Raw genomic sequence first — 23754 nt, forward strand, 5'->3', positions numbered from 1 at the left:
TAAAATAAAATTTAAAAAAATTTAGAATAAAATAGGATGGTATTATGGTATTTAGAAAACTCAAAAATGAGATGAAAAAAGAAATAATTGGGATGGATGACATTATTCGAGATTTATTTGTATGTCTTATTTCAGAGGGGCATGTTTTATTAGAGGGAGTGCCAGGTTTGGCAAAAACCACATTGGCGAAATCATTTTCAAAATGTATGGGCTTATATTTTTCAAGGGTTCAGGGTACTCCAGATTTAATACCTTCGGATATAACAGGCGGTGAAATATACAAGATGCAAACAGGTGAATTTCAATATATTCCTGGACCATTATTTGCAAATATTGTCTTAGTGGATGAGATAAATAGAATGTCTCCAAAAACTCAGTCCGCACTATTAGAGGCTATGGAAGAAAATAGTATATCAGTAGGTGGAAAAACATACACCTTACCAAAACCTTTCATAGTAATTGCCACTCAAAACCCTGTTGAATTTGAAGGAACTTACTCATTACCTGCGGCACAGCTTGATAGGTTTATGATGAAGCTAAATTTGGATTATTTGAAAGAGGATGATGAATTAAAGGTATTGAATCTAAAAAAAAGTAATGGAAACAATATTGAACAAATAAATACGGTTTTGGACAAAAGAACCCTTAACGATGTATTCAATACTGTAAAGAGTATTCATGTTTCGCAACCTATATTAAAATACATACGGGATATTGTGGTTGCCACAAGGAATGATAATCGTATAGTGTTGGGGGCAAGCACAAGAGCAGGGATTCAATTACTAAAAGTTGCAAAGGCAAATGCCTATTTGGACGATAGAACTTATGTACTCCCAGATGATGTTAAAAACAATGTCGTTAAAGTTTTATCCCATAGAATGATAGTAGATTATGAGGAAGAAACACCAACTAAGGAAATATTAACTGATATAATCGATAGAATAGAGGTTCCAAAGGGGGAATTTAGATGGGAATAATCATTAATATTATTTTACTTAGGAGATATGAGATAAAATAATCATAAACATTTACTTTAAGAATAAAAATAAAAGTCGTTATGCGTTTAATATATATTAGGATAAAAGGGGATTTGATGAATAAAACACCATATTCAAAGATATTGTCCATATTTGGAATAATTTGTTATGCAAATGGCTATTTATTAAATAATTTATACTCCACATTCATAGGCGTTTTTATTTTTCTATACCTATATTTTACAGAAAAAATAGTAGATTTTGAAATAGATACAGTTGTGGATAAAAATAACAATAGAATTGTGGATTTAAAGGAATATATGCCTACAAAATTAATATTTAATATCTATAAAAATAATGCAAAACCTTATTTAAAGTTTAAATCAAAACATGGTGTAATTTCATCAAATATTTTCAGTGAATATTCATTTAATCATTTCAATAATTCCCCCAATTATAATAATTCTAATATTAATAATACCGATATTGCTACTAATACCCTTAATGTTTCCAACTCTTCCAATAACACTAATTTATCCAATTTACAAACCTATAATCATATTATTAAATATTTGGTAAATGTAATGCCCTATAAAAAAGGAGAATTTATTGTTGATGCAATGGGCAAAATATTCGATAAAAGAACATTGAATTACATTGATTATTCAAAATCTTTTAAATTTGATGTTGCACCATCTCTTGAAGGGTTAAAACACAATATTGAACAAAATGAGTATGTAAAATCAACATTTGGAGGCATTGTTGAGCCAGAACTTGATGAATTAAAAATTTATGAAATTGGCGATGATATTAAGAGAATAGATTGGAAAAAATCCATTGGAAGTAATTCTATAATTGTTAGAAAACTACTTCACATGGAAGCTCAGAGCATATATTATTTTTTGGATATAGGACATAGCATGAGAATCTCCATTGATGAAAATAACAACAAAATCAACTATGCAACAGGAGTTCTGTTAAATTTTATAAAATACAATGAAAATGATAACTATCTTTTTTTGTATGATGATTACAAAATTGTAAAATCAAGTGCAATAAACAATAATAATAAAAGAAGAATTAAAAAGTTTTCTAAAAATACCACCTTTCAACAGTATATTGAAAAAGAGCTCTTAAATATTAAGCCTATTTTGGTAGATAAATACATACCAACTATAACAAATATAGAGCATAAAAGATATAATGGTAGTAGTTTCGGTAGTAGTGGTGTTGAACATAACTATAAAAATCAAGAATATAATGACAATAATATTATTCATTCATATTTATCGAGGAGGAAAAAAGGGAGCTCAGGTATATTTGAATGTGCAAGGTATTTAATGAAAATGAAAACTGGAAATGTAATGATATTTACCGATTTGGATTCAAATATTATACCACTTTTAAAAAGTATAAATATGCTTACTAAAAAAGGATTTAACATAATAATATATGCATTATATAGCCCTTCTTTTAATATTCATAAAGAGGAGTTATCCAATGAAGAAATATTACAAGAAATTTATAAGCATTACATACATAGGCAAAAAATTATTAAAATATTGAGAAGAAAAGGCATTGTTGTTGTTGATTTAAATAATAAAGATGGTATGAAAAATATAATAGATAAATTAAAAAGATGTAAAATTTAAAAAGATTTAATGTGTTATTTATGTATAGGATATTATTACTGTTGGAGGGAATAATTTTTTTAAATATTCCTTATAAAGAATATTTGATAGTAGGTATTTTTCTGTCATTGTTAGCCATATATTTTAAAAAATTTTTAGGATTTATCATTTATTTAATAGTATTGTTATGGTTATCCAATGAATTATTTATTAAAAATATTTTTTCTTTGGATTTTATATATGCACTGGTATATTTAATATTTCCATCACTGCTAAGTTTAGAAACCATTTTGAAAAAGGATATTTCCCTAAATGATAAAACTGCAATTTTTATCATCCCTTTGATACTGTATTTCATAGATGATATATTTAGGGTATTAAATAATTTTCAGAATCTAATAACTATTGTATATGGCATATTTTTGATTTATGCATTATATCTAAATTTCCAAGATGAATTGTATAAAATAAATAAAATTTTAATATTAAAAATTATGTCTATGGTTGTTATTCCAATATTTATTGTATATCTATTGTATATATTCTATCCAGATTTACTGTCCAATCCAAAATCCCAAATATCTCTTATAATAGGATTTACTGGTATTTTTTTACTGACATATAAAATTAAACATCAGTGATTAAGAATTTCCAATACTTTTTGAAATACTATTATAATAAATATTCCAATACCTATATAAACCATAATATTTAGATTTTCCTGAACTCTTTTTTAAAATAAGGTCTAAATAACTCATACAATATTAAGAAGCATATAAGCAATAAAACAAGGAATAATTTAATATCATTTACAAAAATAGATATAAATGTAATATATGATATAAGTATAATTAAAAATATCAATTCATATTTCATTTAATCACCTAAATATAAAAGAGCTAATTATATTATTATTTTGATATTCTATTTTATATCTTTAAATTATCTATTTTAATAATTTTAAATATTATTTTATTATTTTATATATTATTATCCAAGACATTTAATTTAATAATTATATTCCTATTATCTTCGATTATCTCCTCTATTTTTAACATGCGATTTAACGATTTTGCAATACTTAATACTATAAAACCGCATACTGGACAGGGACATTTTTTACATAGTCCATCTTTTTGAAGTTTTTTACATACTGAGTTATCGTTTATTTTATATGATACTGTGATGGTTTTATTATCGTTAAAATTTACATTAACATTACTTCCAAGCTGAAAAAGATTTAAGGAATAATCCAAATAGTTTTCTATATTTATTATCATACTAGATTTATCATCATACTCATCAAGGGTGAGCTCATCCAAATCATCATATTTTTTTAATATATTTATAAGGCTTTTCCCCAATGGCGTAAATACAATACCCATTTCTTTTTTGTTATCCGAATTTACAAATAAAACACTGTCATCAATTAATCCAAAGTTTATCTTGAAATTTTCATTTAGTGGAAGAAATATGGCACCATTTTTTAAGTTTTCTCTTGGAGGAATGATTATTCCACTGTTTTTTATATCCAAACTTTTTATCAATTTTCCAACCAAATCCATATAATCATTAAAAACACTTGAACCTATATTATATCTTAAATATTTTTCGTATGAAAACGACAATAAAACCCAACCTATCAATAATAATCCAATTCCCAAATTTATAAAATGAATAATGCTATTGAGATATCCATAACCTAAAAATCCAAAACCCGCAGCAATTACAATTATAGCAGTAAATTTTTTAAAATTAGAAATATTTAGTAGAAATTTAGTTCTTAATTTTTTATGTTTAATTAATTCAACATCATCATCATCACTGTTATTACTGTTATTATTACTGTTATTGTTATTATCTATCATGTAAATTCCTCCAAGATATTTAAAAAATAAAAAAAATAATAAATTTATATGCTATATATAGGTTCAATACTTAATTCTATTAAAATTTTAAATAATTTTATATAACAATCATTCTATTACTTTTATTAAATCCATTTTTATAAAATCTAAATTAAATATTATTTTATACCCTTATTGCTTATAATAACTTTATTTTTAATTTCTTAATCTCCTTTAAAATATATCTTAAAAGGTTTAATCATCTAATATTATTAATTTCCCATATATAAATTTTAATAAATTTTTTATTTAGTATAATGCTATAAAATATCTATTCTTTATAATTTATATTATAATTTATATAAAAACAGGAAATTTAATAGGCATAATTAAGAGAATGTAAAATTAAATTATTATATATTGTTATATTAAAGATTTTTCAGTAGGTTTTGAAACATTTACCCAGAGATGAAGTTCCCTATAAACCTTTTTTTTATCATCAATGGTTAATATAAATTCCACCTTATGTTTTCCAGTGCGGTCTATTGAAAAATTTAAAGGTATCAAAGCCGTTTCATTATGCATTAAACTAATTTTCTTAGAAAAGGCGTAATTATAAGACAAGGTTCCATTCCATTCATTTTTTGGAGATATATTTATAGAATAATTATAATCGTAGGTATCGTTTGATAAAAATACCCATACTGTATAATTCATAGGTCTATATTCAAGGTTCCTAACCCCAATAATCACAATACCAGATTCATTTTCATGTAATTGTGTAGGATAGTTATAAGCTTTTAAATCTTCGTTCAATATATAAAATTCTGTAAATCTCTCCCCAATCTTCGGAGCATTGATTAAATATATCGTTAAACCTATTGAAGCGATTAATAGAATAAGTAATATAATTGTTAATGATTTTTCCAGTGTTTTTTTGTATTTTTTATAATAATCTTTAAAATTCATTTATTCACCTATTTTCGTCCCCAATCATCATTGAATCTAATAATATCATCTTCTTCAAGATACTCCCCAATTTGAGCTTCAATGACTTCCAAAGGTATTTTTCCAGGATTTTCCAATCTATGCTTTAATCCACTTTTGACAAATGTGCTTTCACCATTTCTAACAAAATACTCCTTATCATCGACAACTACCTTTGCCATGCCTTTAACCACTATCCAGTGTTCGCTTCTATGGTGGTGAAGTTGATAACTTAATTTTTTCCCCGGAAGAACTGTGATTCTTTTTATTTTATAAAATTTGCCCTCATCCAATATAGTATATGAGCCCCAAGGCCTATAAACCGTTTTATGATATAAAACCCTTTCATCATTTTTTCTTTTTAATGTATTGAATACCTCTTTAATTTTTTGGGAGCTCCCCTTCTTACAAATCATTAAGGCGTCCCTTGTATCGACAACTATCAAATCATTTACATCAATCAACGATGTAAATTTATTATTTTCAGTATTTATCAAGTTATTTTTTGAATTGATAAAAAGATTTTCGCCATGAACAATATTTCCAGCGTCATCCGTTTTAAATTCATCATAAAAGGCATCAAAACTACCCAAATCATTCCATTTTATATTTAAAGGTATAACTGCTACATTTTTTGATTTTTCCATTATACCGTAATCTATCGATATATCGGGGACATTATTATATACTTCATTTATATCATCAGATTTAAACAATTCATAGAGCTCAGGTTTATATGTTTTTACCTCCTCTTCAAATAAATCGGCATCAAATAAAAACATCCCGCTATTCCAAAGATAACCGTTTTTAATATATTTCTCTGCGGTTTTTAAATCAGGTTTTTCTTTAAATTCATCAACGGTATATCCAATATTTAGTTTCTTTAAAGGCTTTATATAACCATATCCAGTATGTGGCTTTGTTGGAGTTATTCCAAATGTTATTAAATAATCTTTTGCGATTTTCTTTCCTTCCATTATGGTATTTATAAACAATTCCTCATCATTTTTGTCGATTAGATGGTCAGATGGAAATACTCCAACGATGTTTTTATTATTGTCGTTTTCATTATTATTATTCTTATTTTTAATGACTTTTACTCCATAATATATTGCTGGAAGTGTATTTTTTCCAATCGGTTCAATCAATATATTATCCTCATTAAAATTGTTATAACCGAGCTCTTCAATTTGACCCAATACCAAAAATTTATGTTTTTCATTTGTTACAATATAAATATCATCTAAATTATTATTGCTCAGTGCTAAGCATCTTTCAAAAGTCATTTGAAAAAGAGATTTTTTAAATGATTTAAATTTTATAAATTGTTTTGGATAATATTCTCTGCTTAATGGCCATAATCTACTGCCTACTCCCCCTGCCAATATAATAGATTTCATCTTTTTCACCCTCTGTAAGTTAATATAAATTAATCATTATTATCTAAACATAATTATTTGTTCTAATTATATATAAAAATAATATGATTTGAGATATATATTTAGTTTTATATGTTATATAATATATTCAGTAGGATATAATATTTTATAGTATTTTTATCATTTTTTATATTGTCCTATAATAAAAACTTAAAATATATTAATATGTAATATTATATTCTTCTTTTAAGATTTTAACTAACACATCAAGTGTTTTTTTAATACCATTTTTCTGTCTCTCAATTATATTCTTTCCATTTATTAGGTCACCATAAACATCTGTTGTAAATACATATTTATTTTTATTCGTTAAAATACATATACCCCCCCTTCCAACACCTGCGGTAGTCCCTATGGATATATCGCAGTTTAAAATATCTTTAACACCTTTTGCCATTAAATACGATACTTTTAAATCATTCTTTTCAGAGTATGCCTTTGCATATTCGTATTTATAATCGGGAATTGGCAACTTAATATTTAAAAGTTTCTCGGCACTGTATTTTAGTGGAATAAACATTGAAGCCATTACCTTCACATGACCATTGATGTAAGGATAATATGGATGCTCTTTAACTTCGTTATATCCCGATGCAATTTTATGTATTGTAGTCCCTATTTTTCCATGGGTAAAACACTCTGCTGTGGCTATTGATAGCATATAATCACCAATATTCTATTTTATTTGGGAAATTTATAAATATGATTATACAATATATTAAATCTTGATAAATTTATATAATGAAAGCTAAAATTTAAAAAATTTAAGTAGTTATAATATATAACTCTTTGTTTAAAGTTTAAAATATAAATCAAATACCCAATGATGCAATAATATATATTTTGATTATTTTTAATTTTAAATTTTAATAAAGGAAGATTTTAAGTTAACCTAAAAACTTATTATTATAAAAGGAGTTGATTCCAATGACAAAATCCAAATCTAAAGCAATCGCTAGATTTGAAGGCAAGGGCATAATTGTTAATCCATATACATTAAAAGACCCATTCACAAAGTGGAATAAGCTTCAAATAATGTTATTTAATGATAAAATTGAATTTAATTTTGGCAATAAAAAAATTGAAGCTAATCTTGAATATATAGAAGACATAGGCGCTGAACTACCAAGAAGAGCTATGGAAATTGCAAAGGCGTCTCTTGAAGATATATCCCATTATTCTTCAATCACTATAAGACTTCCAGACAGTGATAGGACTATAATTGGTTTTGCACCGGAAACATCACTATATGGAAAAACATTGGTAAATTCGTTTTTAAAAAAACTTTTTTATATATTACTCAGTAAAAAAGAAGTAAAAGTGCAGTATGGTATAATTAAGGGAGGTTCTTTTGATACATCAGTGTCATGGGAAGATGGATTCTTGGTGTTTGCACAAAAACCTATAAAAAAAGGAGTCTCAGTAGTTAATGAGCAGGTTTTAGCCGTAGCTGTAACAAGCGGCGGAAAACCAAAAGTTTATGACTTATTTAACAATATAGAATCAGTAGATAGAGTATCTAAAACCATCACGATGGGGGAAAAAGAAGATGAAGTGGAAGTTCTTGAAATAAAACAAATTAAAGGCGGAGAAACTATGACTTCATATATTTACTTACCTCAAAAAGAAAGGCTATTTGTTCTAAGATATATTGCAACATTAACAAAATATTCCAATTCGGTTAAGAAACTATTGCCAAAAACGGAAGATGAATTGGAATCACAGTTAGCATCTGAAAGTTGGAGTGGCGATAGAATAAAAAGTGAAATTGAACAGTTAGAACCTGAGGAACAGGAAATATTGACTGCATTATATACTGGAATATCATCCCTTGAATTGCCCCCTATGATGGGTTTGGAAGTTGATGAAGTGGAGAAAATATTGGAAAAATTAATTGATAAAGGACTTCTTGACTTGGTAAGAATAAGAAAAGAGACAGAATTAACTGAAAAAGGTAGGGCAATTACTAACTATATTATATCTAACTTTTAATGGACGTAATGTATAAATACCCGTGTCTCTAAAAATGTACATTTATATGAATATACAAACTAAATAGGTGAAGTAATATGGCAGATGTTGTAAGAACTCTGGTGGTTGATGATTCTGCATTTATGAGAAATATTTTAAAAAAAATTTTAGCCTCAACAAACAAATATGTTGTAGTGGGAGAAGCATCAAATGGTAAAGAAGCTATCGAAAAAACAAAAGAACTAAATCCTAACTTAATCACTATGGATATTGTAATGCCTGAGCTCACGGGGATAGAAGCTACAAGGGAAATAAAAAAAGAGTTTCCTGATATAAAGATTGTAATGTGCACCTCAGTTGATCAGGAAAAAAAGATGATTGAAGCCATAGATGCAGGTGCGGATGGCTATATAGTTAAACCATTTCAAGCTCCAAAAATTCTTGAACAACTTAATAAATTATTTCAATAAATAATTATTTTCATTACAAAATTTTCAAAGGGTTATTATGAAATGTGGCAATGTATATATTTCGCCTAAATCATGGGATATTATAATGCAAGATATTATTAATGAAGAAATGAAAGAAAAAATGATATATTCTGAAAAGGAATGTAATTTTGTAAAAAATTTTCGTATAATGGGATTAACCAGAGTTGAAGAAATAGGAAAATCTGCTGCTGAAAAAGCATGTGGTTTTATAAGGGATATGACTGGAAATCATGTGGAGACCAAATCAGTTAATGTTATGATTACTACTCCATTGGAGATTAAAGAAGAAAAAATTAAAAATGACTATAAAATAGTAACTGGAATTAATTTCAGTGGAGATATAAATGGAATTGGTGTATTAATATTCTCAGAAGATTGTGCATTAAAACTGTCGAAATCTATGCTCGCAGGAATGGGCATGGAGGATTACAGCGATGAGTTAGATGAAATGAAAATATCTGCCCTTAATGAAACATGTAATTTGATTATATCTGCTTATGTAGATACCATAGCTAATTTTATGGATATATCATTGAACATGTCCCCACCGTTTTTTATCAAAGGTATTGAATATGAAATAATTGAAAATATTTTTGGAGATTGTGGCGTAAATAACCAGGACTTAGTATTAACCTTTAAATCTGGGCTTTTTTCTCAAGGAATTGGTTCAGGTTTTGAAGTATTGATTGTAATGCCTCCAAATTCAATAAATACATTATTTAAAAAATTATAATCTTTTATAAATTAAAATTAGGGGGTTATTAATGAGTATTTTAGAATCTATGAAAAAAATAACAAGCATAGGGCAGGATGCATCGGAGAATATTGCTAAGGCTTTTGAAGGATTAACTGGGGAAAATACTGAGGTTCAATTTTTAGGAACTCGATTTGTACCAGTGGAGTATTTACCTGAGCAATTTGGAGATGAAACCTGTAAAATTGTTCGTATAGATTTTAATGGTGTGCTTTCAGGCAGAACTTTAATGATTTTGCCAAAAGAAGATGCTGTAAAATTAGAGAAACTTCTTCTTTTAGACATTCTTTGGGATAGTTTAGTAAATAAAGTAGAACTGCCGGATTATTCTGAGATGGAAGTTTCCCTAATAGGTGAAGTGGCAAATATTGTAGTGGCTGCATTTTTAAATGTTTTTGCTAATACCTTAGAGGATGAAATAAATATTACGCCCCCTGAGTTTATTGAAGACAGTGGATTCTCAGTGGTAGAATCATTAATTCTTGAAATGGGTGACAATTTAGACATTGCTCTTGTATTTGATAATAAAATAGATATTGTTGGTAAATTCCCAATAAAGTGTAATCTTCTGATTTTAATTAATCCAGAAACTGTCGAAAATCTTAATATCCTTTAAATTTTAAAAATTAGAATATAATTATAATTAATTTTTTTTAGCCATGTAAATCCTTTCTCTATGATTTATTGGTGTGAATAATGTTCTGGCTTTTCCATGCAATATTTCAGTTTTTCCAAGAATTAAATATCCATTATTAACAAGACCCTCATAAAATTTTAAAAATAATTCAGCTTGAATTTTTTTATCAAAATATATTATGACATTTCTACAAAGTATAATGTTCATTCCTTTTAAAGGGGGTTCTTTTATTAAATCATGCTTTTTAAATTTAACATATTTTTTAATATCCTTTTTAAGTTCGTATTCTTGTTCATTTAATTTTATAAAATATTTGGATATCAATTCTTTATCAATATTTTTCAGCTGTTTATGAATATAGACCCCTTTTTTAGCCCTATCCAATATTTTGCTATCCAAATCAGTTCCAATAATACTTACAGGCATAAATTTTCTGTTATGTTTTTCTTTTAATTCATTTATCATAATTGCCAGTCCATATGGCTCTTCACCTGAGGAGCAGCCTGCACTCCATATTTTTAAACCCCTAATAGTCCTTTTATCCATTATAAGATTTTCCAATATTTTGTATATCTCTTTATATACAGTATTATCCCTCCAAAACTCTGTTACATTTACTGTTAAGGTATCTTCCAATTTTTTATATTCGTCTGGATTATTTTTGATTAAATATTCATAATACTCTCGATAATTTTTACATTTACATGCCCTCATCCTAACTGCTACTCTTCGTTTTATATATGCGTCTTTATATTGTTCTATATTTATTTTTAACTTAAATCTAATTTCCCTTTTTATTTTATCAAAATATATGTCATCGTTAGTTTTCATAGACATTACCTTTGTTTATTGTTATAAAAATAAAATAATCGAAAATTAAAAAATAGTTCAAAAAAGATTAAAAAAGAATAAACTTAATATCTGTAATTTCTGAAATCATTAACCAATGTTCCATCGGGAGACAGGTTTTTAGGAACCTGTTTTCCCATTTTTTTCAACTTATATCTCTCACACATTTCGTAATTACCTTTACAATATTTATCTTTTAACTTTTCGGCTACTTCTGGATTGAGTTCAGGGTCATGCACAAATGGACATTTTGGAAGGTTTACACATTCAGTATCTGATACTCTAAATTTATCTACCTTTTGAGAGACTATATTGGCAATATTAACAGCCTCTTTAATAGCTCTAGCAGTCTCTTCAACAACTGCTTCTTGTTCTTCGGCACTTGCTGTTAATTCCTCAGCAGTAGCAGCAAACTCTTCGGATATTGAAGCTATATCTTGAACATTTTTCAACGCATTCTGAATATTATCAGTAGAATCCTGAGCCTGTTTTTTAATTGCATTTATTCTTTCCAAAGTTTTATCTATTCCATCCTTAATTTTAAGAAATGCACCATTCACTTCATCTATTGCAACAACGCCTTTATCTACTTCGTCCTTACCAGTTAGACCTAAGTCAATAGTTTTTTCAATCCTGTTGTGGATACTTGAAATAGTTTTATTTATGTCATCAACGGATTTTCCAATCTCTTCTGCAAGTGATTTAATTTCACTTGCAACTACTGCAAATCCTTTTCCAGCTTCACCCGCTCGTGCAGCTTCTATGGATGCATTTAATGCCAATAAACCAGTTTGTTCTGCAATATCTTTAATCAATACTGTAACTTCGTTGATTTTCTTGCTCTCATCCCCTAACTCTTGAATAGTTCTTCCTAAATCATCTATCACGTTGGCTATATTTTGCATGGTATCTATTGCGTTTTCTACCTTCTTAACACCTGTTTCTGAGTAACCTTCCACCTCCCTTGCAGTTTCTACTCCTTCTTCAGCCTTTTCAGTGGTTAATTTTACAAGTTCAGCAGTTCCGCCTAAATCTTGTGATAGGTCCTGTAATTTTGTAGATTGGTCAGTTGCTGCTGTGGCAACCTGTGATGCTGCATCAGCCACCTGGTCAGAGATTTCCTTTACCCTTTCAGATTCTTCCTGCATAGTGTTTATCTCTTGGTTTAGTTGGGATATTTGGTTTTTCAGGTCATTTGTCATGTTTGCTATATTGTCCAATGCTTTATTGATAACTTTTTCAACTTCTTTATCTTTTCCACTATCATCTAATCTAACGGTGAGTTCACCCTCAGCTACCTTATTCATTGTATTATGTATCTCGATAAACATGCTTTCCAATTTTTTGCGCTCTTGCTCCTGTCTTTTTGTATCTTCCCGCAAATTATTATGTAGTTTCTTGATATTGAGATATATATTTCCAATTTCATCCTCATTGAATTTTACATTTTCTTTTATATCATAATGTCCATTGGCTAATTCACTAGTAATTCTTTCGAGGTCTTTTAAAGGATTCAACACTGTTTTTCGTATAATAATTATGGAGAGTATGCCTGTAAATAGGGCAAATACAACAGATGCTATTGCCACATCATTTGCAAATTTAAGTTTTTCATCGTATAATTTATTATATAATGTAACTGCTTTGTTCATTTCAGATAACAGTTCCATATTATGTTCTTTTAGATACAACAACGCTTCTTTAAATTCAGGGTCATTTGGATTTTTTGAACATATTATTTTTATTTTTTCATAGAATGGATTCCATATCTCTTTTACTTTAAGAAGTTGAGCTTTAACATCATTGGAAGCTGGTGGAATTCCTAATTTTTTATCACCATATATTAAAGCATTTAATGTTTTGTCAAATAAGTCTGATGTTTCTTTCAAATCTTTTTTATCCTCAACATGACCTGCACTTATCATAAATGCCTCTTTGGTCATTTTTTGACTCAGCATTCTCTGTTTTCCAGCAAGATTAATTATATTTCCATCATGCTGCATACTACTATGCACAATCATGGTCGTGAAAGATACTATTGCAACAATTAGTATTAATATCGCTAAAATTGATAAAATCTTGGTTTTAACAGATATTTTGTTCAATTTCATAATATCCCCATTAATTAACATGAATTTAAAATTTTTGATTATCTCTAAAAAATTCGATGTATTGAATTTAGTAATAAGAATTATATAAATTATTTGTGTATGTAATTGTGTAGCATCAATATTTTTAAAAATAAAGGTGTTATAGCAGTTAAATTATAAATATAAAATAGAAAATAGTTAAAAAATAATTTAAGCTTTAAATTTATCAACAGATAGTGCTAACTTATTGGCAATATTAACAGCCTCTTTAATAGCCCTGCCGCTCTCTTCAACAACTGCTTCTTGTTCTTCGGCACTTGCTGTTAATTCCTCAGCAGTAGCAGCAAACTCTTCGGATATTGAAGCTATATCTTGAACATTTTTCAACGCATTCTGAATATTATCAGTAGAATCCTGAGCCTGTTTTTTAATTGCATTTATTCTTTCCAAAGTTTTATCTATTCCATCCTTAATTTTAAGAAATGCACCATTCACTTCATCTATTGCAACAACGCCTTTATCTACTTCGTCCTTACCAGTTAGACCTAAGTCAATAGTTTTTTCAATCCTGTTGTGGATACTTGAAATAGTTTTATTTATGTCATCAACGGATTTTCCAATCTCTTCTGCAAGTGATTTAATTTCACTTGCAACTACTGCAAATCCTTTTCCAGCTTCACCCGCTCGTGCAGCTTCTATGGATGCATTTAATGCCAATAAACCAGTTTGTTCTGCAATATCTTTAATCAATACTGTAACTTCGTTGATTTTCTTGCTCTCATCCCCTAACTCTTGAATAGTTCTTCCTAAATCATCTATCACGTTGGCTATATTTTGCATGGTATCTATTGCGTTTTCTACCTTCTTAACACCTGTTTCTGAGTAACCTTCCACCTCCCTTGCAGTTTCTACTCCTTCTTCAGCCTTTTCAGTGGTTAATTTTACAAGTTCAGCAGTTCCGCCTAAATCTTGTGATAGGTCCTGTAATTTTGTAGATTGGTCAGTTGCTGCTGTGGCAACCTGTGATGCTGCATCAGCCACCTGGTCAGAGATTTCCTTTACCCTTTCAGATTCTTCCTGCATAGTGTTTATCTCTTGGTTTAGTTGGGATATTTGGTTTTTCAGGTCATTTGTCATGTTTGCTATATTGTCCAATGCTTTGTTAAACGCCTTTTGAAGCCTGTTATGTTTCCCAGATTCATCTAGTCTAATAGTTAAATCTCCATTTTCAAGTTTAATCATGGCATTTGTAATTTCTTCAAAAGTTCTTCTAGTTCCTTTTTTATATTCCTCACATGAATTAAGTTTTTTGATTACTTCGCCAAGTTCTTTTATTATTTCATCGAATACCTCAGAATTATTTTTCATTTTCGTAAAGTCTTTATTCAATAATTTACCCATATCTCCAATAAAAACACACATGGTTTTTGAATCCTTTTTTAAAATGTTATATCCTATTGCATATGAAATTACTATGGATATAATCAAAGCACCGAATAGATATATAATCATCTTTTCTATAATATCAGGACACAACATACAAAGGGTCAAAAATAAAATTATTGCTGGCGTCGAAGATAGTAACATCAATTTTTTATCCATTGTTTCACCTTTAAATAATTTTTTCATTATTTCTATATCTAATAACTGCTTTTCCATCCTTCAAAAAAAATTTAACTGTTCTGCTGACATCCCCACCTATGTCTTCACCAATTATGCGTATTTTATACTGTTTTAATTCCTGTCTTGCCGCATCAGCATTTTTTTTACCTATGTCTATCGCACTAGATTTTTTAAACATTGCAGCACCGCCAACTATTTTTGCAGTAAGTCTGTCAGTTCTTGCACCCAATATAACCATCTTTGCAATAATGGCAGGAATGGCAGTATTAACATATTTTCCCGGATTTTTAATATTGTCATCCATGGTTTTTGGTAACATTACATGAGCCATCCCTCCAATCTTTTTACCTCTATCATACAACATTATAGCCACACAAGAACCCAGCAATGTTTCAAGCACCTCGGGACTTTTTGAAACTTCAAAACCACCCATTTTAACTTTAAGCACCATGCTAACAACCTAAATATTGTTTAAATCTAATATGAGTGCTACCCTTCCATCACCCAATATTGTGGCTCCAGCAAGACCATGGATATTTTTCAAAATACCTGTGAGAGGTTTAACAACAATTTCTTCCCTTCCAATTACATCATCAACCACTACGCCTAATTTTCCGCTATTTCGTTCTATAACAATTATATAAACATCTTCAGACTCTTCAGCGGAATAATCATTAAGTATATCTCTTAACCAAATCACAGGTAGGATATGATTTCGGTATATTATGGCATCCTGACCTTCTAAATTTGATATATCTTCTTTTTTAACATGAGTAACATCCAAAACACTTGTTAATGGTATTGCATAAACTTGGTCTCTTAATTTAATCAACAATGCAAGAATGATTGCCATTGTTAAAGGTAATTGAAGTATTATCTTTGTTCCTTTTTCTTTTTCAGAGTATAATGATACACTACCTCCGAGGGACTCTATTTTGGATTTTACAACATCCATTCCTACACCCCTTCCAGAAACATCTGAAACTTTTTCAGCAGTGCTAAATCCCGGTAAAAATACTAGATTAATGGCTTCCTGGTCTGATAGTTTATTGGCATCATCTTCCGATATAATTCCTTTTTCCACAGCTTTCTTCTTTATAATTTCAGGGTCTATTCCTTTACCATCGTCTTCAATTGTAATAAGCACATGATTTCTTTCTCTTGTAGCTACTAATTTTAGCGTTCCCTTTCTAGGCTTTCCTTTTTTCTCCCTCTCTTCTGGGGTTTCGATACCATGGTCCAACGAGTTTCTAATAATATGTGTTAATGGTTCCGCGAGCTCATCCAATACAGTTCTATCAAGTTCAATATCTGAACCTTCGATTATTAATTCAACCTCTTTATTAAGGGCTTTTGAGGTATCTCTCACAGTTCTAGGAAACCTGTTGAATATAAAAGATACAGGTATCATCCGCATAGCCATTACTTCTTCCTGGAGCTCAGTAGCAAGCATGTTAAGTCTATTCACAGCATTGTGTAATTCCTTAATATTGTATTTATTTGCGATTTGAGTAAAATTTGCTCTATTTATAACTAATTCACCAACTAAATTCATAAGTTTGTCCAATTTTTCAATATTTATTCTTACAGTCTGGGTTAATGTTTTCTTTTCTCCAGATTTTTCAGAAGGTTTCTTTTTTGAGTTTTGTGGTTTAGTAGATGTACTGCTTTTTTCATGTGGTTTGGAATTTTTTTTCATTTTTGACTGTTCTTTTAGATATTCAGGGGTTTCTATTATGACATTCTTTATTTCTGGAATACTAAACACTATTTCTTTTAAATCATCCTCTTCTTTATTTGAAATTATATAAACTACAACCTCATTACCATCAAATTCTCCCTCTTGAAGTTTTTCACAAGAAGGTTCTGTTTTAATTATTTCTCCCACATTTTTAAGCTCTTTAATGGCCATGTAGGCACGAACAGATTTTAAAATACACTCTTCATCGATTATTATTTTTAATTTATATGCATCTTTTATTCTATCATCTTTCACAGTTTCATTATTATTACCTCCTTCATCCACCCCTCCAATATTTCCAATTTTAAAATCGATGTTTATCGGAGCTACCGCAATGTACTCCATTTCACACATGGTATCGAAAACCTTTGTTATTTCGTCCAATTGTTTATTTGATAGAAAAATAATTTCAAGCTCATCATGGCTTTTTTCTTTAATTTCTTCTTCACTGGGGGTTGAAATTAATATATCTCCAATTTTTTTAATATTGGATATAACCATGGATAATCTAACAGATTTTAAATCACAATCTTCTAGGACTTTGGATTTTAAATGATATAGTGTATATCCGTTATCCACCATTTCCTTTATATGTTCAGCATATTTATTAAAATCAAACTTGGAATGGTCTAATATTACCCCATATTCTTTAACATTATCAGATGAGCTCCGATGTTCATGCTTCAATGTTATTGCATCATCTATTTTTTTATTTATTTTAGATAAATCAATGTCTAAATTATCAATACCGCCATTTTCCTCGAATGATTTTGCAATTTTCTCCATTGCATCTAATGAACATTTCAATGCTTCCATGACTGATTTGTTAAATATAATATCCTCATTTAGAACATAATTAACTAAATCATTTATTTTTGTTAGTGTTTCTTTTAAATCATCATAATTAAAGGCGTCAGCAACAATGTTAAGAACTTCAACAGATTTACTCATCTGACTAAGGATTTCATCAAGATTTTTCGGTTTTTTTATCTCGTTTTCATTTCCTTCATTTTTTTCATCGTTTAAATTTGTTTTAATATTTACTGTTGTTTTTGGTTCCTTTAACACTATACTAATGGTGGATTTGGTATTTTGAGTATTGTTATTTTCTTTCTTCGATTCTTCATTTTCTGCAACTTTTGAAATATTTACATTACTTTTTGAAGCTTCTGAGGCAGAGCTTCCCCCATTACCCATGTATTTTTCTTTCAATGTTTTTATTTCATTAACTATACTATCAACATCGATAGAGCTAGTCTCAGCGTCTTCTTCAATTTCATTAACCATGGTTTCAAGAGCATCAAGACATTTAAATAACAAATCCATAATTTCTGAATTTACAGCTATTTCACCGTTTCTTATGTTATCCAATATATCCTCCATATGATGCGTAAGGTTGGAGATATTATCAAAACCTAGGGTTCTTGCAGAACCTTTCAATGTATGGGCAGACCTGAATATTAAATTTATAATGTCTTTATTATCGGGATTATTTTCAAGTTCAACTAAGTTTTGATTTAAAGCTTCAAGATGTTCCGTAGCTTCAGCCATAAATAACTCTTTATATTGTTCCATTTCATCCATTTTCAACGCCCCCGATATTTTTAATTAATTTTACAATAGTTTCTGGTATTTTTGATGGAGGCAATACTGCATCTGCAATATTCATTTCAATAACAGCTTTTGGCATGCCAAACACAACACAGGTATCCTTATTTTGGGCTATTATTTTTCCTCCTTTTTCTTTTATTAATTTCAGACCATATGCTCCATCTCTGCCAATTCCTGTTAAAATTACTCCTACTGTATTTTTACCATATATTTTTGATACATATTCCGCAGTAACATCCACTGAAGGTTTTGTTCCATGAACTTTTGGCATCTTACCATCCAATACTATATAAACATCATTTCCTCTTTTTCTAAGAAGCATTTGGTAATCTCCCGGTGCTACATAAACATAGTCAGGTTTAACTAACTCCCCATCCTGTGCTTCTTTCACATTTAATTTAGCTCCTGTATTCATTCTATCTGCAAACATTTTTGTAAATCCTTTTGGCATATGCTGAACTACAAATATTGGAGGCATGTTTTTCGGGAGATTGTTTATAATTTCTGAAACTACGGGGGGACCTCCTGTTGATGAACCTATCATAATAGCCATGTTTTTAAGTTTCTCAGAAGGCATTTTAATATCGGGAGCTGACACCTGTTTAGATATTCCAACATTTTGATTTTCTTCCTTACTTTTTTGATTTTGATTTTCTGGTATTTTTTCGTTTTTTTCATTTTTAGGCGGAGAGACCTTTTGCCTGACATATGCTTTTGAAACTGACTTTACTTTTTTTATTAATTCATCACCCACTTTTCTAATATCCAATGATATAGTCCCCGAGGGTTTTTGAATAAAGTCGATTGCACCAGCTTCCAGAGCTTCAAATGTTGCCATGGAGCCCTTTCTTGTTAATGCAGATATCATCAGTACAGGTGTGGGTTTTATTTCCATTATTTTCTTAACTGCTTCAATCCCATTCATTCTAGGCATTTCTACATCCATTGTAATTACATTTGGATTTAATTTTTGCGTGAGCTCGACAGCTTCTAAACCATCTTTTGCTGTGCCTATTACCTCAATATCATCATCAGAGTTTAATATGTCAGAAATTATTTTTCTCATAAATGCAGAATCATCCACTACCAATACTTTTATCTTTTTCATTATTTCCCTCTCATATGCGTAAAAATAATAAGTTTTTAAAATTCTTGTGGATTTATGAGGTTGTCAATATTTAACAATATTATTAACCTGTTGTCGATTTTTGCAATTCCTTCAATATGTTCTCCACTTATATTTTTCCCGATTTCCCCTAAATCTTCAATCTGCTCATGGGATATCTGTATAACATCATTAACCGCATCTACCAAAATACCCACTGGAACTCCATTAATTTCTATTACCATAACCAACATTTCTTTATCATCATGGTTTTCTTCAAAACTGGATATATTTAATTTTTTTCTCAAATCGATAATAGGGGTTATTTCACCCCTGATATTTGTAACACCAACAACATAATCTGGGGTATTAGGTAATGCTGTAATGTCTTGAAGTTTTAAAACTTCCCTGACCTCATCTACTTTTAAACCATATTCATTCGAAGAGAGTTTAAAAACAACAACTTTTGGCATATCTTCCATATCTCATCACCTATCTGATATTAACATAAGCTATTAACATAAGTTATTAACCTATAAATTTTAATAAAATATTGATATTAAGAAATTTAAAAAAATATAAAAATATAAAATTATTTTTACAAAAACTAACTAACACTATTTGAGAAATATGTGCATTTAATTTTATCTAAAATATTATGAACAATAACAATACATTGGTTTGCATGCAATTCTAATGGAGATATTGAAACCCGTTCTGCTCCAATTTCGTCTAAAAATTTCTCGTCTTCTTCCCCAATACCTATATGGTCTCCCAACACAAAAACAATATCTTTTTTACAGTTAGATGGATTAATCAAATCTTCAATAGGAACTCCGTTTTTATGAAGATAAAAGATTTGTTTTCCTTCCTTTTTTCTTTCCAATATAATATCTCTAAACTCTTTTTTAGCATGGTAAATCCCAGAGGTGCTTTCTTTCCAAACACTCAAATGTTCTTTTTCTAATGCCTTTTTTATGAAAATAGCAATACTTCTTTCATCGGGACTTACTCTTTTTAATTCAGAACCTACAAATTTTAACGCCACGGGAGGATTTGGATTTCCATAATGAACCGAGTAAAATACAGTATCCCTTCTCAAATCATGGGAAAGAAAAAATGCACTACTGACGCATCTACATACCAAATCCAACCTACCACAACTTCCAGGGAGGTCTTTTAAATTGACATCTCCTGAGGTTATTGCCTTATTTGCTTTTAATATAAATTCTCTCAAATTTTCACCATGCATGAGTATAAAAAATAAGAATAAACAATATAAATAATATAAATGAACATATTAAAATATATTAATAATAATTATTACTCGTTTAATCCTAAAACATCAAATGTATTGTATATTCCTTCTTTTTTCTGTGAAATGAATTTAGTTGCCAAAACCACTCCATTTACAAATGCCTGTCTGCTACTTGCTTTATGGGTGAGCTCTAATCTTTCACCATCTCCTGCAAATATCACTGTGTGGTCTCCAACCACATCTCCCCCTCTAAGAGCATGGATACATATTTCTTCCTTAGTTCTTTCTCCAACAAGCCCTTCTCTTCCGTATATTAACTTAGAATCCCTATTTAAATTATTTTGAATAATTTCAGCAGCCCTTAAAGCAGTTCCACTTGGAGCATCCTTTTTAAATCTATGGTGCATTTCTACAATTTCAATGTCATAATCCCCAAGTTTTTTTGCCAAAAATTCCAATGTTTTAAAGAATATATTTACACCTATGGCATAATTTTGGGAAATTACTGCTGCAATATTGTTTTTATTAATGTTATCCTCTATTTCTTTTCTCTGTTCTTCTGTAAATCCTGTGGTTCCAATTACTAAATTAACACCATTTGATGAGGCTATTTTAACGGTATTTACGCATGGTGCAGGGGCAGTAAAATCAATCAAAACATCAGGTTTAGTTTCTTTTAAGACATTATCTAAATTATCGGAGGTCTCCAAAGGAACTCCAATGCTTCCCAAACCTATTAATTCACCAACATCTGCTCCTTTTTTGGGATGATTTGGCATATCTATTGCTGCAACTATTTTAAAGTCTTCTGGATTGTTATATAATGTTTTTATTATATTACTTCCCATTCTTCCAAGAGCTCCTGTAATAGCAACTTTTATCATACAATCACCTTCTTTCTAAATTATTATTTCTTAGTCATTTACACTTAGTTTTATTTTTTTAAATTCTTCTATATAATTATCCATTTTATTATTTAAATTATCTGCTATCTCTATGGCTTTATCTATGTTTTCATGTTTATAGTTGTTCAATATATCTTTTATTTCATTAATTCCTAAATTTATTTCTTTTATAAGATTTATAATGTCTAATATTGTTATGTTCCCGCTTTCGTACAATCTTAAAGCTTTTTCAGATATATCATCTATTTTAGCCAATACTTTATCGATTTCAAGGATGATATTATCTAATTTTGAAGAATACTCGTCATTTTTATCAATCAGTATGTTTATCTTTTCAAGTATTTGATTTAGTGTATCTTCAATTTTCGAATTATCCGTATCAGATAGTGTAGAGGATAATTTATCCAATTTCTCATTAACTTCTTTTAAATAATTAAACTGCTCATCAGTATTGGATTTTTCCGTATTATCCTTATTAATAACTGCATATTTTATTCTATCTTGTAATCTATTCACTATTTTTTTTAGATTTTCAGATTTTTTATTAAATTCAATATCCAGATTAGATTCTAAACATTCCTGCTCTATTTCAGGTTTTAATTCTTCATCCTTTTTAATATCATTTGGAGATTCCATAGTATGCCCCTATAAGTGCTTATTAGAATGTTTTTAATTCAATATATTAATATTTTTTGTGTATATACTTATGTGTGTTGAGAGGCATTAAATTATAATTTTACTGCTTTGGATTCTTCTTCCTTTTTAATTTCTTTTCCCTAATTATTGGTATTCTAACAATATTACCACATTCTAAACATTTAATCATTACATTTGGAGGGTTTTCATTACTTTTTATCCTAACCCTAGCATTTTTTCCAAAAACTAAAAACGTTCCACATTTTTTACATATCCTTCTTTTCCATTTTTTTGGAAATGGCATTCTTATTTTCATTGCGATTTTCCTACTTAATTCCACATATCGTCTTGCCCTATTCATTCGGTTTTGTTTAGCTTCTTCTTCTGCAAGATTCATCAATATATCTATCCTTTCAAGTGCTATATTTTTTATTTTTTTAACATTTGTTCTGTGTCTCATAATTTCACAAATAATAATTATAGTAATTATTGTAAATAGGTATAACTTATGCAGCAATAGTTAATCTATAAAGCCATAATATAGCTATAATATTTCATAAGTATAAAATAAATCATGCATTAATAAAATATATAAAACATGTTGAACATATATCAAATAGATAATAAGATTATTAAATATATAAAATGAATATGATGGTGAAATAATGCTTTCAAACTATTTCGTTAGAGATTTAATGAATAGGGGCATATATGAAGTATCTTTAAAGGATAAGGTATCGGATGTAATCAAATTAATGGGTGAAAATAATATTTCATCGGTGGTAGTTTCTGATGATAACAATGTATATTGGGGAATTATAACTGATATAGATATATTAAAACATTATACTGAAAACTTGGATGAATTAAAAGCAGAAGACATCATGATATCCAAATTAATCACAATAAGTCCAACAGCCCCTCTTGAAAAAGCAGCCGCACTTATGGCTGAGAATAATATACATCATTTATATGTGGTCTCTGAGCTCAGGGAAGATAAGATTATTGGAGTGTTAAGTTCAAAGGATATTGTAAAATTGATATCAGAAAAACTGAGCTCCCAATAAATTTCATATAATATTTTTATTAAATTTACTATATTTTAGTCTATTGTTTATTCCATTTAATTATTTTAATTAATAAATCATAAATAATAATCAAAAAATAACATATAAATGATATATTATTTTATAATATTTATT

24 protein-coding genes are annotated in these 23754 nt (G+C 28.8%); 8 read left to right on the forward strand and 16 right to left on the reverse strand.

Translation table 11 applies throughout. From position 1 onward, the window contains the following. The first annotated feature begins 44 nt into the window (after nt 1-44). The 3 genes from METOK_RS07145 to METOK_RS07155 all read left to right on the forward strand — a co-directional run bounded on the left by METOK_RS07145 (nt 45) and on the right by METOK_RS07155 (nt 3249). Nucleotides 45-977: an AAA family ATPase gene (locus METOK_RS07145; protein WP_013867550.1), complete on the forward strand. Its 933-nt coding sequence runs from the start codon at nt 45-47 to the stop codon at nt 975-977. Between the two features lie 116 nt (nt 978-1093). Further along, entirely contained in the window at nt 1094-2629 is a 1536-nt protein-coding gene (locus METOK_RS07150; RefSeq protein WP_048057944.1) for a DUF58 domain-containing protein, read from the forward strand. 20 nt (nt 2630-2649) lie between these two features. Then, on the forward strand, nt 2650-3249 hold the full coding sequence (locus METOK_RS07155) for a hypothetical protein (RefSeq protein ID WP_013867552.1): 600 nt from the start codon (nt 2650-2652) through the stop codon (nt 3247-3249). Between the two features lie 70 nt (nt 3250-3319). On the opposite strand, the gene METOK_RS08505 is transcribed toward METOK_RS07155, so the two are convergent. The 5 genes from METOK_RS08505 to METOK_RS07175 form a co-directional block, all read right to left on the reverse strand. After that, the gene (locus METOK_RS08505) at nt 3320-3484 is read right to left on the reverse strand and encodes a hypothetical protein (protein ID WP_013867553.1); all 165 of its coding nucleotides are present in this window, start codon (nt 3482-3484) and stop codon (nt 3320-3322) included. A 104-nt stretch (nt 3485-3588) separates the two neighbouring features. Beyond that, nucleotides 3589-4476 (reverse strand): hypothetical protein, encoded by an 888-nt coding sequence (locus METOK_RS07160; protein ID WP_013867554.1) that lies wholly within the window; start codon nt 4474-4476, stop codon nt 3589-3591. Nucleotides 4477-4878: 402 nt separating this feature from the next. Further along, on the reverse strand, nt 4879-5424 hold the full coding sequence (locus METOK_RS07165; RefSeq protein ID WP_013867555.1) for a DUF1616 domain-containing protein: 546 nt from the start codon (nt 5422-5424) through the stop codon (nt 4879-4881). Between the two features lie 8 nt (nt 5425-5432). After that, complete coding sequence (locus tag METOK_RS07170; protein WP_013867556.1) at nt 5433-6842, reverse strand: mannose-1-phosphate guanylyltransferase/mannose-6-phosphate isomerase; 1410 nt, start codon at nt 6840-6842, stop codon at nt 5433-5435. A 199-nt stretch (nt 6843-7041) separates the two neighbouring features. Beyond that, nucleotides 7042-7542 carry a UPF0254 family protein gene (locus METOK_RS07175; protein ID WP_013867557.1) on the reverse strand — a complete coding sequence of 167 codons (501 nt, stop codon included), beginning with the start codon at nt 7540-7542 and terminating at the stop codon, nt 7042-7044. 266 nt (nt 7543-7808) lie between these two features. Here METOK_RS07175 and METOK_RS07180 point away from each other — a divergent pair, with 266 nt between their 5' ends. The 4 genes from METOK_RS07180 (at nt 7809) to METOK_RS07195 (ending at nt 10713) form a co-directional block, all read left to right on the forward strand. Next, a complete protein-coding gene (locus METOK_RS07180; RefSeq protein WP_013867558.1) occupies nt 7809-8873 on the forward strand; it encodes a CheF family chemotaxis protein in 1065 nt (354 codons plus the stop codon). Nucleotides 8874-8950: 77 nt separating this feature from the next. Continuing rightward, nucleotides 8951-9322, forward strand: a complete 372-nt coding sequence (locus METOK_RS07185) for a response regulator (RefSeq protein WP_013867559.1) — start codon at nt 8951-8953, stop codon at nt 9320-9322. A 37-nt stretch (nt 9323-9359) separates the two neighbouring features. Continuing rightward, the gene (locus METOK_RS07190; protein WP_013867560.1) at nt 9360-10076 is read left to right on the forward strand and encodes a chemotaxis protein CheC; all 717 of its coding nucleotides are present in this window, start codon (nt 9360-9362) and stop codon (nt 10074-10076) included. 31 nt (nt 10077-10107) lie between these two features. Further along, the gene (locus METOK_RS07195; RefSeq protein WP_013867561.1) at nt 10108-10713 is read left to right on the forward strand and encodes a chemotaxis protein CheC; all 606 of its coding nucleotides are present in this window, start codon (nt 10108-10110) and stop codon (nt 10711-10713) included. Nucleotides 10714-10740: 27 nt separating this feature from the next. Here the strand turns inward: METOK_RS07195 and METOK_RS07200 are convergent, their stop codons facing one another. From METOK_RS07200 to METOK_RS07250, 11 genes are all read right to left on the reverse strand, one after another. After that, nucleotides 10741-11565 (reverse strand): CheR family methyltransferase, encoded by an 825-nt coding sequence (locus tag METOK_RS07200; protein ID WP_013867562.1) that lies wholly within the window; start codon nt 11563-11565, stop codon nt 10741-10743. Between the two features lie 83 nt (nt 11566-11648). Next, nucleotides 11649-13694: a methyl-accepting chemotaxis protein gene (locus METOK_RS07205; RefSeq protein WP_232210802.1), complete on the reverse strand. Its 2046-nt coding sequence runs from the start codon at nt 13692-13694 to the stop codon at nt 11649-11651. A 189-nt stretch (nt 13695-13883) separates the two neighbouring features. After that, nucleotides 13884-15275: a methyl-accepting chemotaxis protein gene (locus tag METOK_RS07210; RefSeq protein WP_013867564.1), complete on the reverse strand. Its 1392-nt coding sequence runs from the start codon at nt 15273-15275 to the stop codon at nt 13884-13886. A 10-nt stretch (nt 15276-15285) separates the two neighbouring features. After that, nucleotides 15286-15747 carry a chemotaxis protein CheD gene (locus tag METOK_RS07215; protein ID WP_013867565.1) on the reverse strand — a complete coding sequence of 154 codons (462 nt, stop codon included), beginning with the start codon at nt 15745-15747 and terminating at the stop codon, nt 15286-15288. Nucleotides 15748-15756: 9 nt separating this feature from the next. Continuing rightward, entirely contained in the window at nt 15757-18621 is a 2865-nt protein-coding gene (locus tag METOK_RS07220; protein WP_013867566.1) for a chemotaxis protein CheW, read from the reverse strand. Beyond that, nucleotides 18614-19756: a protein-glutamate methylesterase/protein-glutamine glutaminase gene (locus METOK_RS07225; protein ID WP_013867567.1), complete on the reverse strand. Its 1143-nt coding sequence runs from the start codon at nt 19754-19756 to the stop codon at nt 18614-18616. Before METOK_RS07225 ends, METOK_RS07220 begins: the two co-directional genes overlap by 8 nt. Before the next feature lie 35 nt (nt 19757-19791). Further along, on the reverse strand, nt 19792-20235 hold the full coding sequence (locus tag METOK_RS07230) for a chemotaxis protein CheW (RefSeq protein ID WP_013867568.1): 444 nt from the start codon (nt 20233-20235) through the stop codon (nt 19792-19794). Nucleotides 20236-20360: 125 nt separating this feature from the next. Then, entirely contained in the window at nt 20361-20990 is a 630-nt protein-coding gene (gene trmY / locus METOK_RS07235; protein ID WP_048057945.1) for a tRNA (pseudouridine(54)-N(1))-methyltransferase TrmY, read from the reverse strand. An 86-nt stretch (nt 20991-21076) separates the two neighbouring features. Continuing rightward, nucleotides 21077-21895, reverse strand: a complete 819-nt coding sequence (gene dapB, locus METOK_RS07240; RefSeq protein WP_013867570.1) for a 4-hydroxy-tetrahydrodipicolinate reductase — start codon at nt 21893-21895, stop codon at nt 21077-21079. Nucleotides 21896-21925: 30 nt separating this feature from the next. After that, on the reverse strand, nt 21926-22552 hold the full coding sequence (locus METOK_RS07245) for a hypothetical protein (protein WP_013867571.1): 627 nt from the start codon (nt 22550-22552) through the stop codon (nt 21926-21928). A 100-nt stretch (nt 22553-22652) separates the two neighbouring features. Then, nucleotides 22653-23012 carry a ribonuclease P protein component 4 gene (locus METOK_RS07250; protein WP_013867572.1) on the reverse strand — a complete coding sequence of 120 codons (360 nt, stop codon included), beginning with the start codon at nt 23010-23012 and terminating at the stop codon, nt 22653-22655. A 205-nt stretch (nt 23013-23217) separates the two neighbouring features. On the opposite strand from METOK_RS07250, the gene METOK_RS07255 reads away from it, so the two are divergent. After that, nucleotides 23218-23619, forward strand: a complete 402-nt coding sequence (locus tag METOK_RS07255) for a CBS domain-containing protein (protein ID WP_013867573.1) — start codon at nt 23218-23220, stop codon at nt 23617-23619. Nucleotides 23620-23754: the final 135 nt, after the last annotated feature.

The sequence above is a fragment of the Methanothermococcus okinawensis IH1 genome (assembly GCF_000179575.2).
Taxonomy (GTDB): Archaea; AGJL01; Methanococci; order Methanococcales; family Methanococcaceae; genus Methanofervidicoccus; species Methanofervidicoccus okinawensis.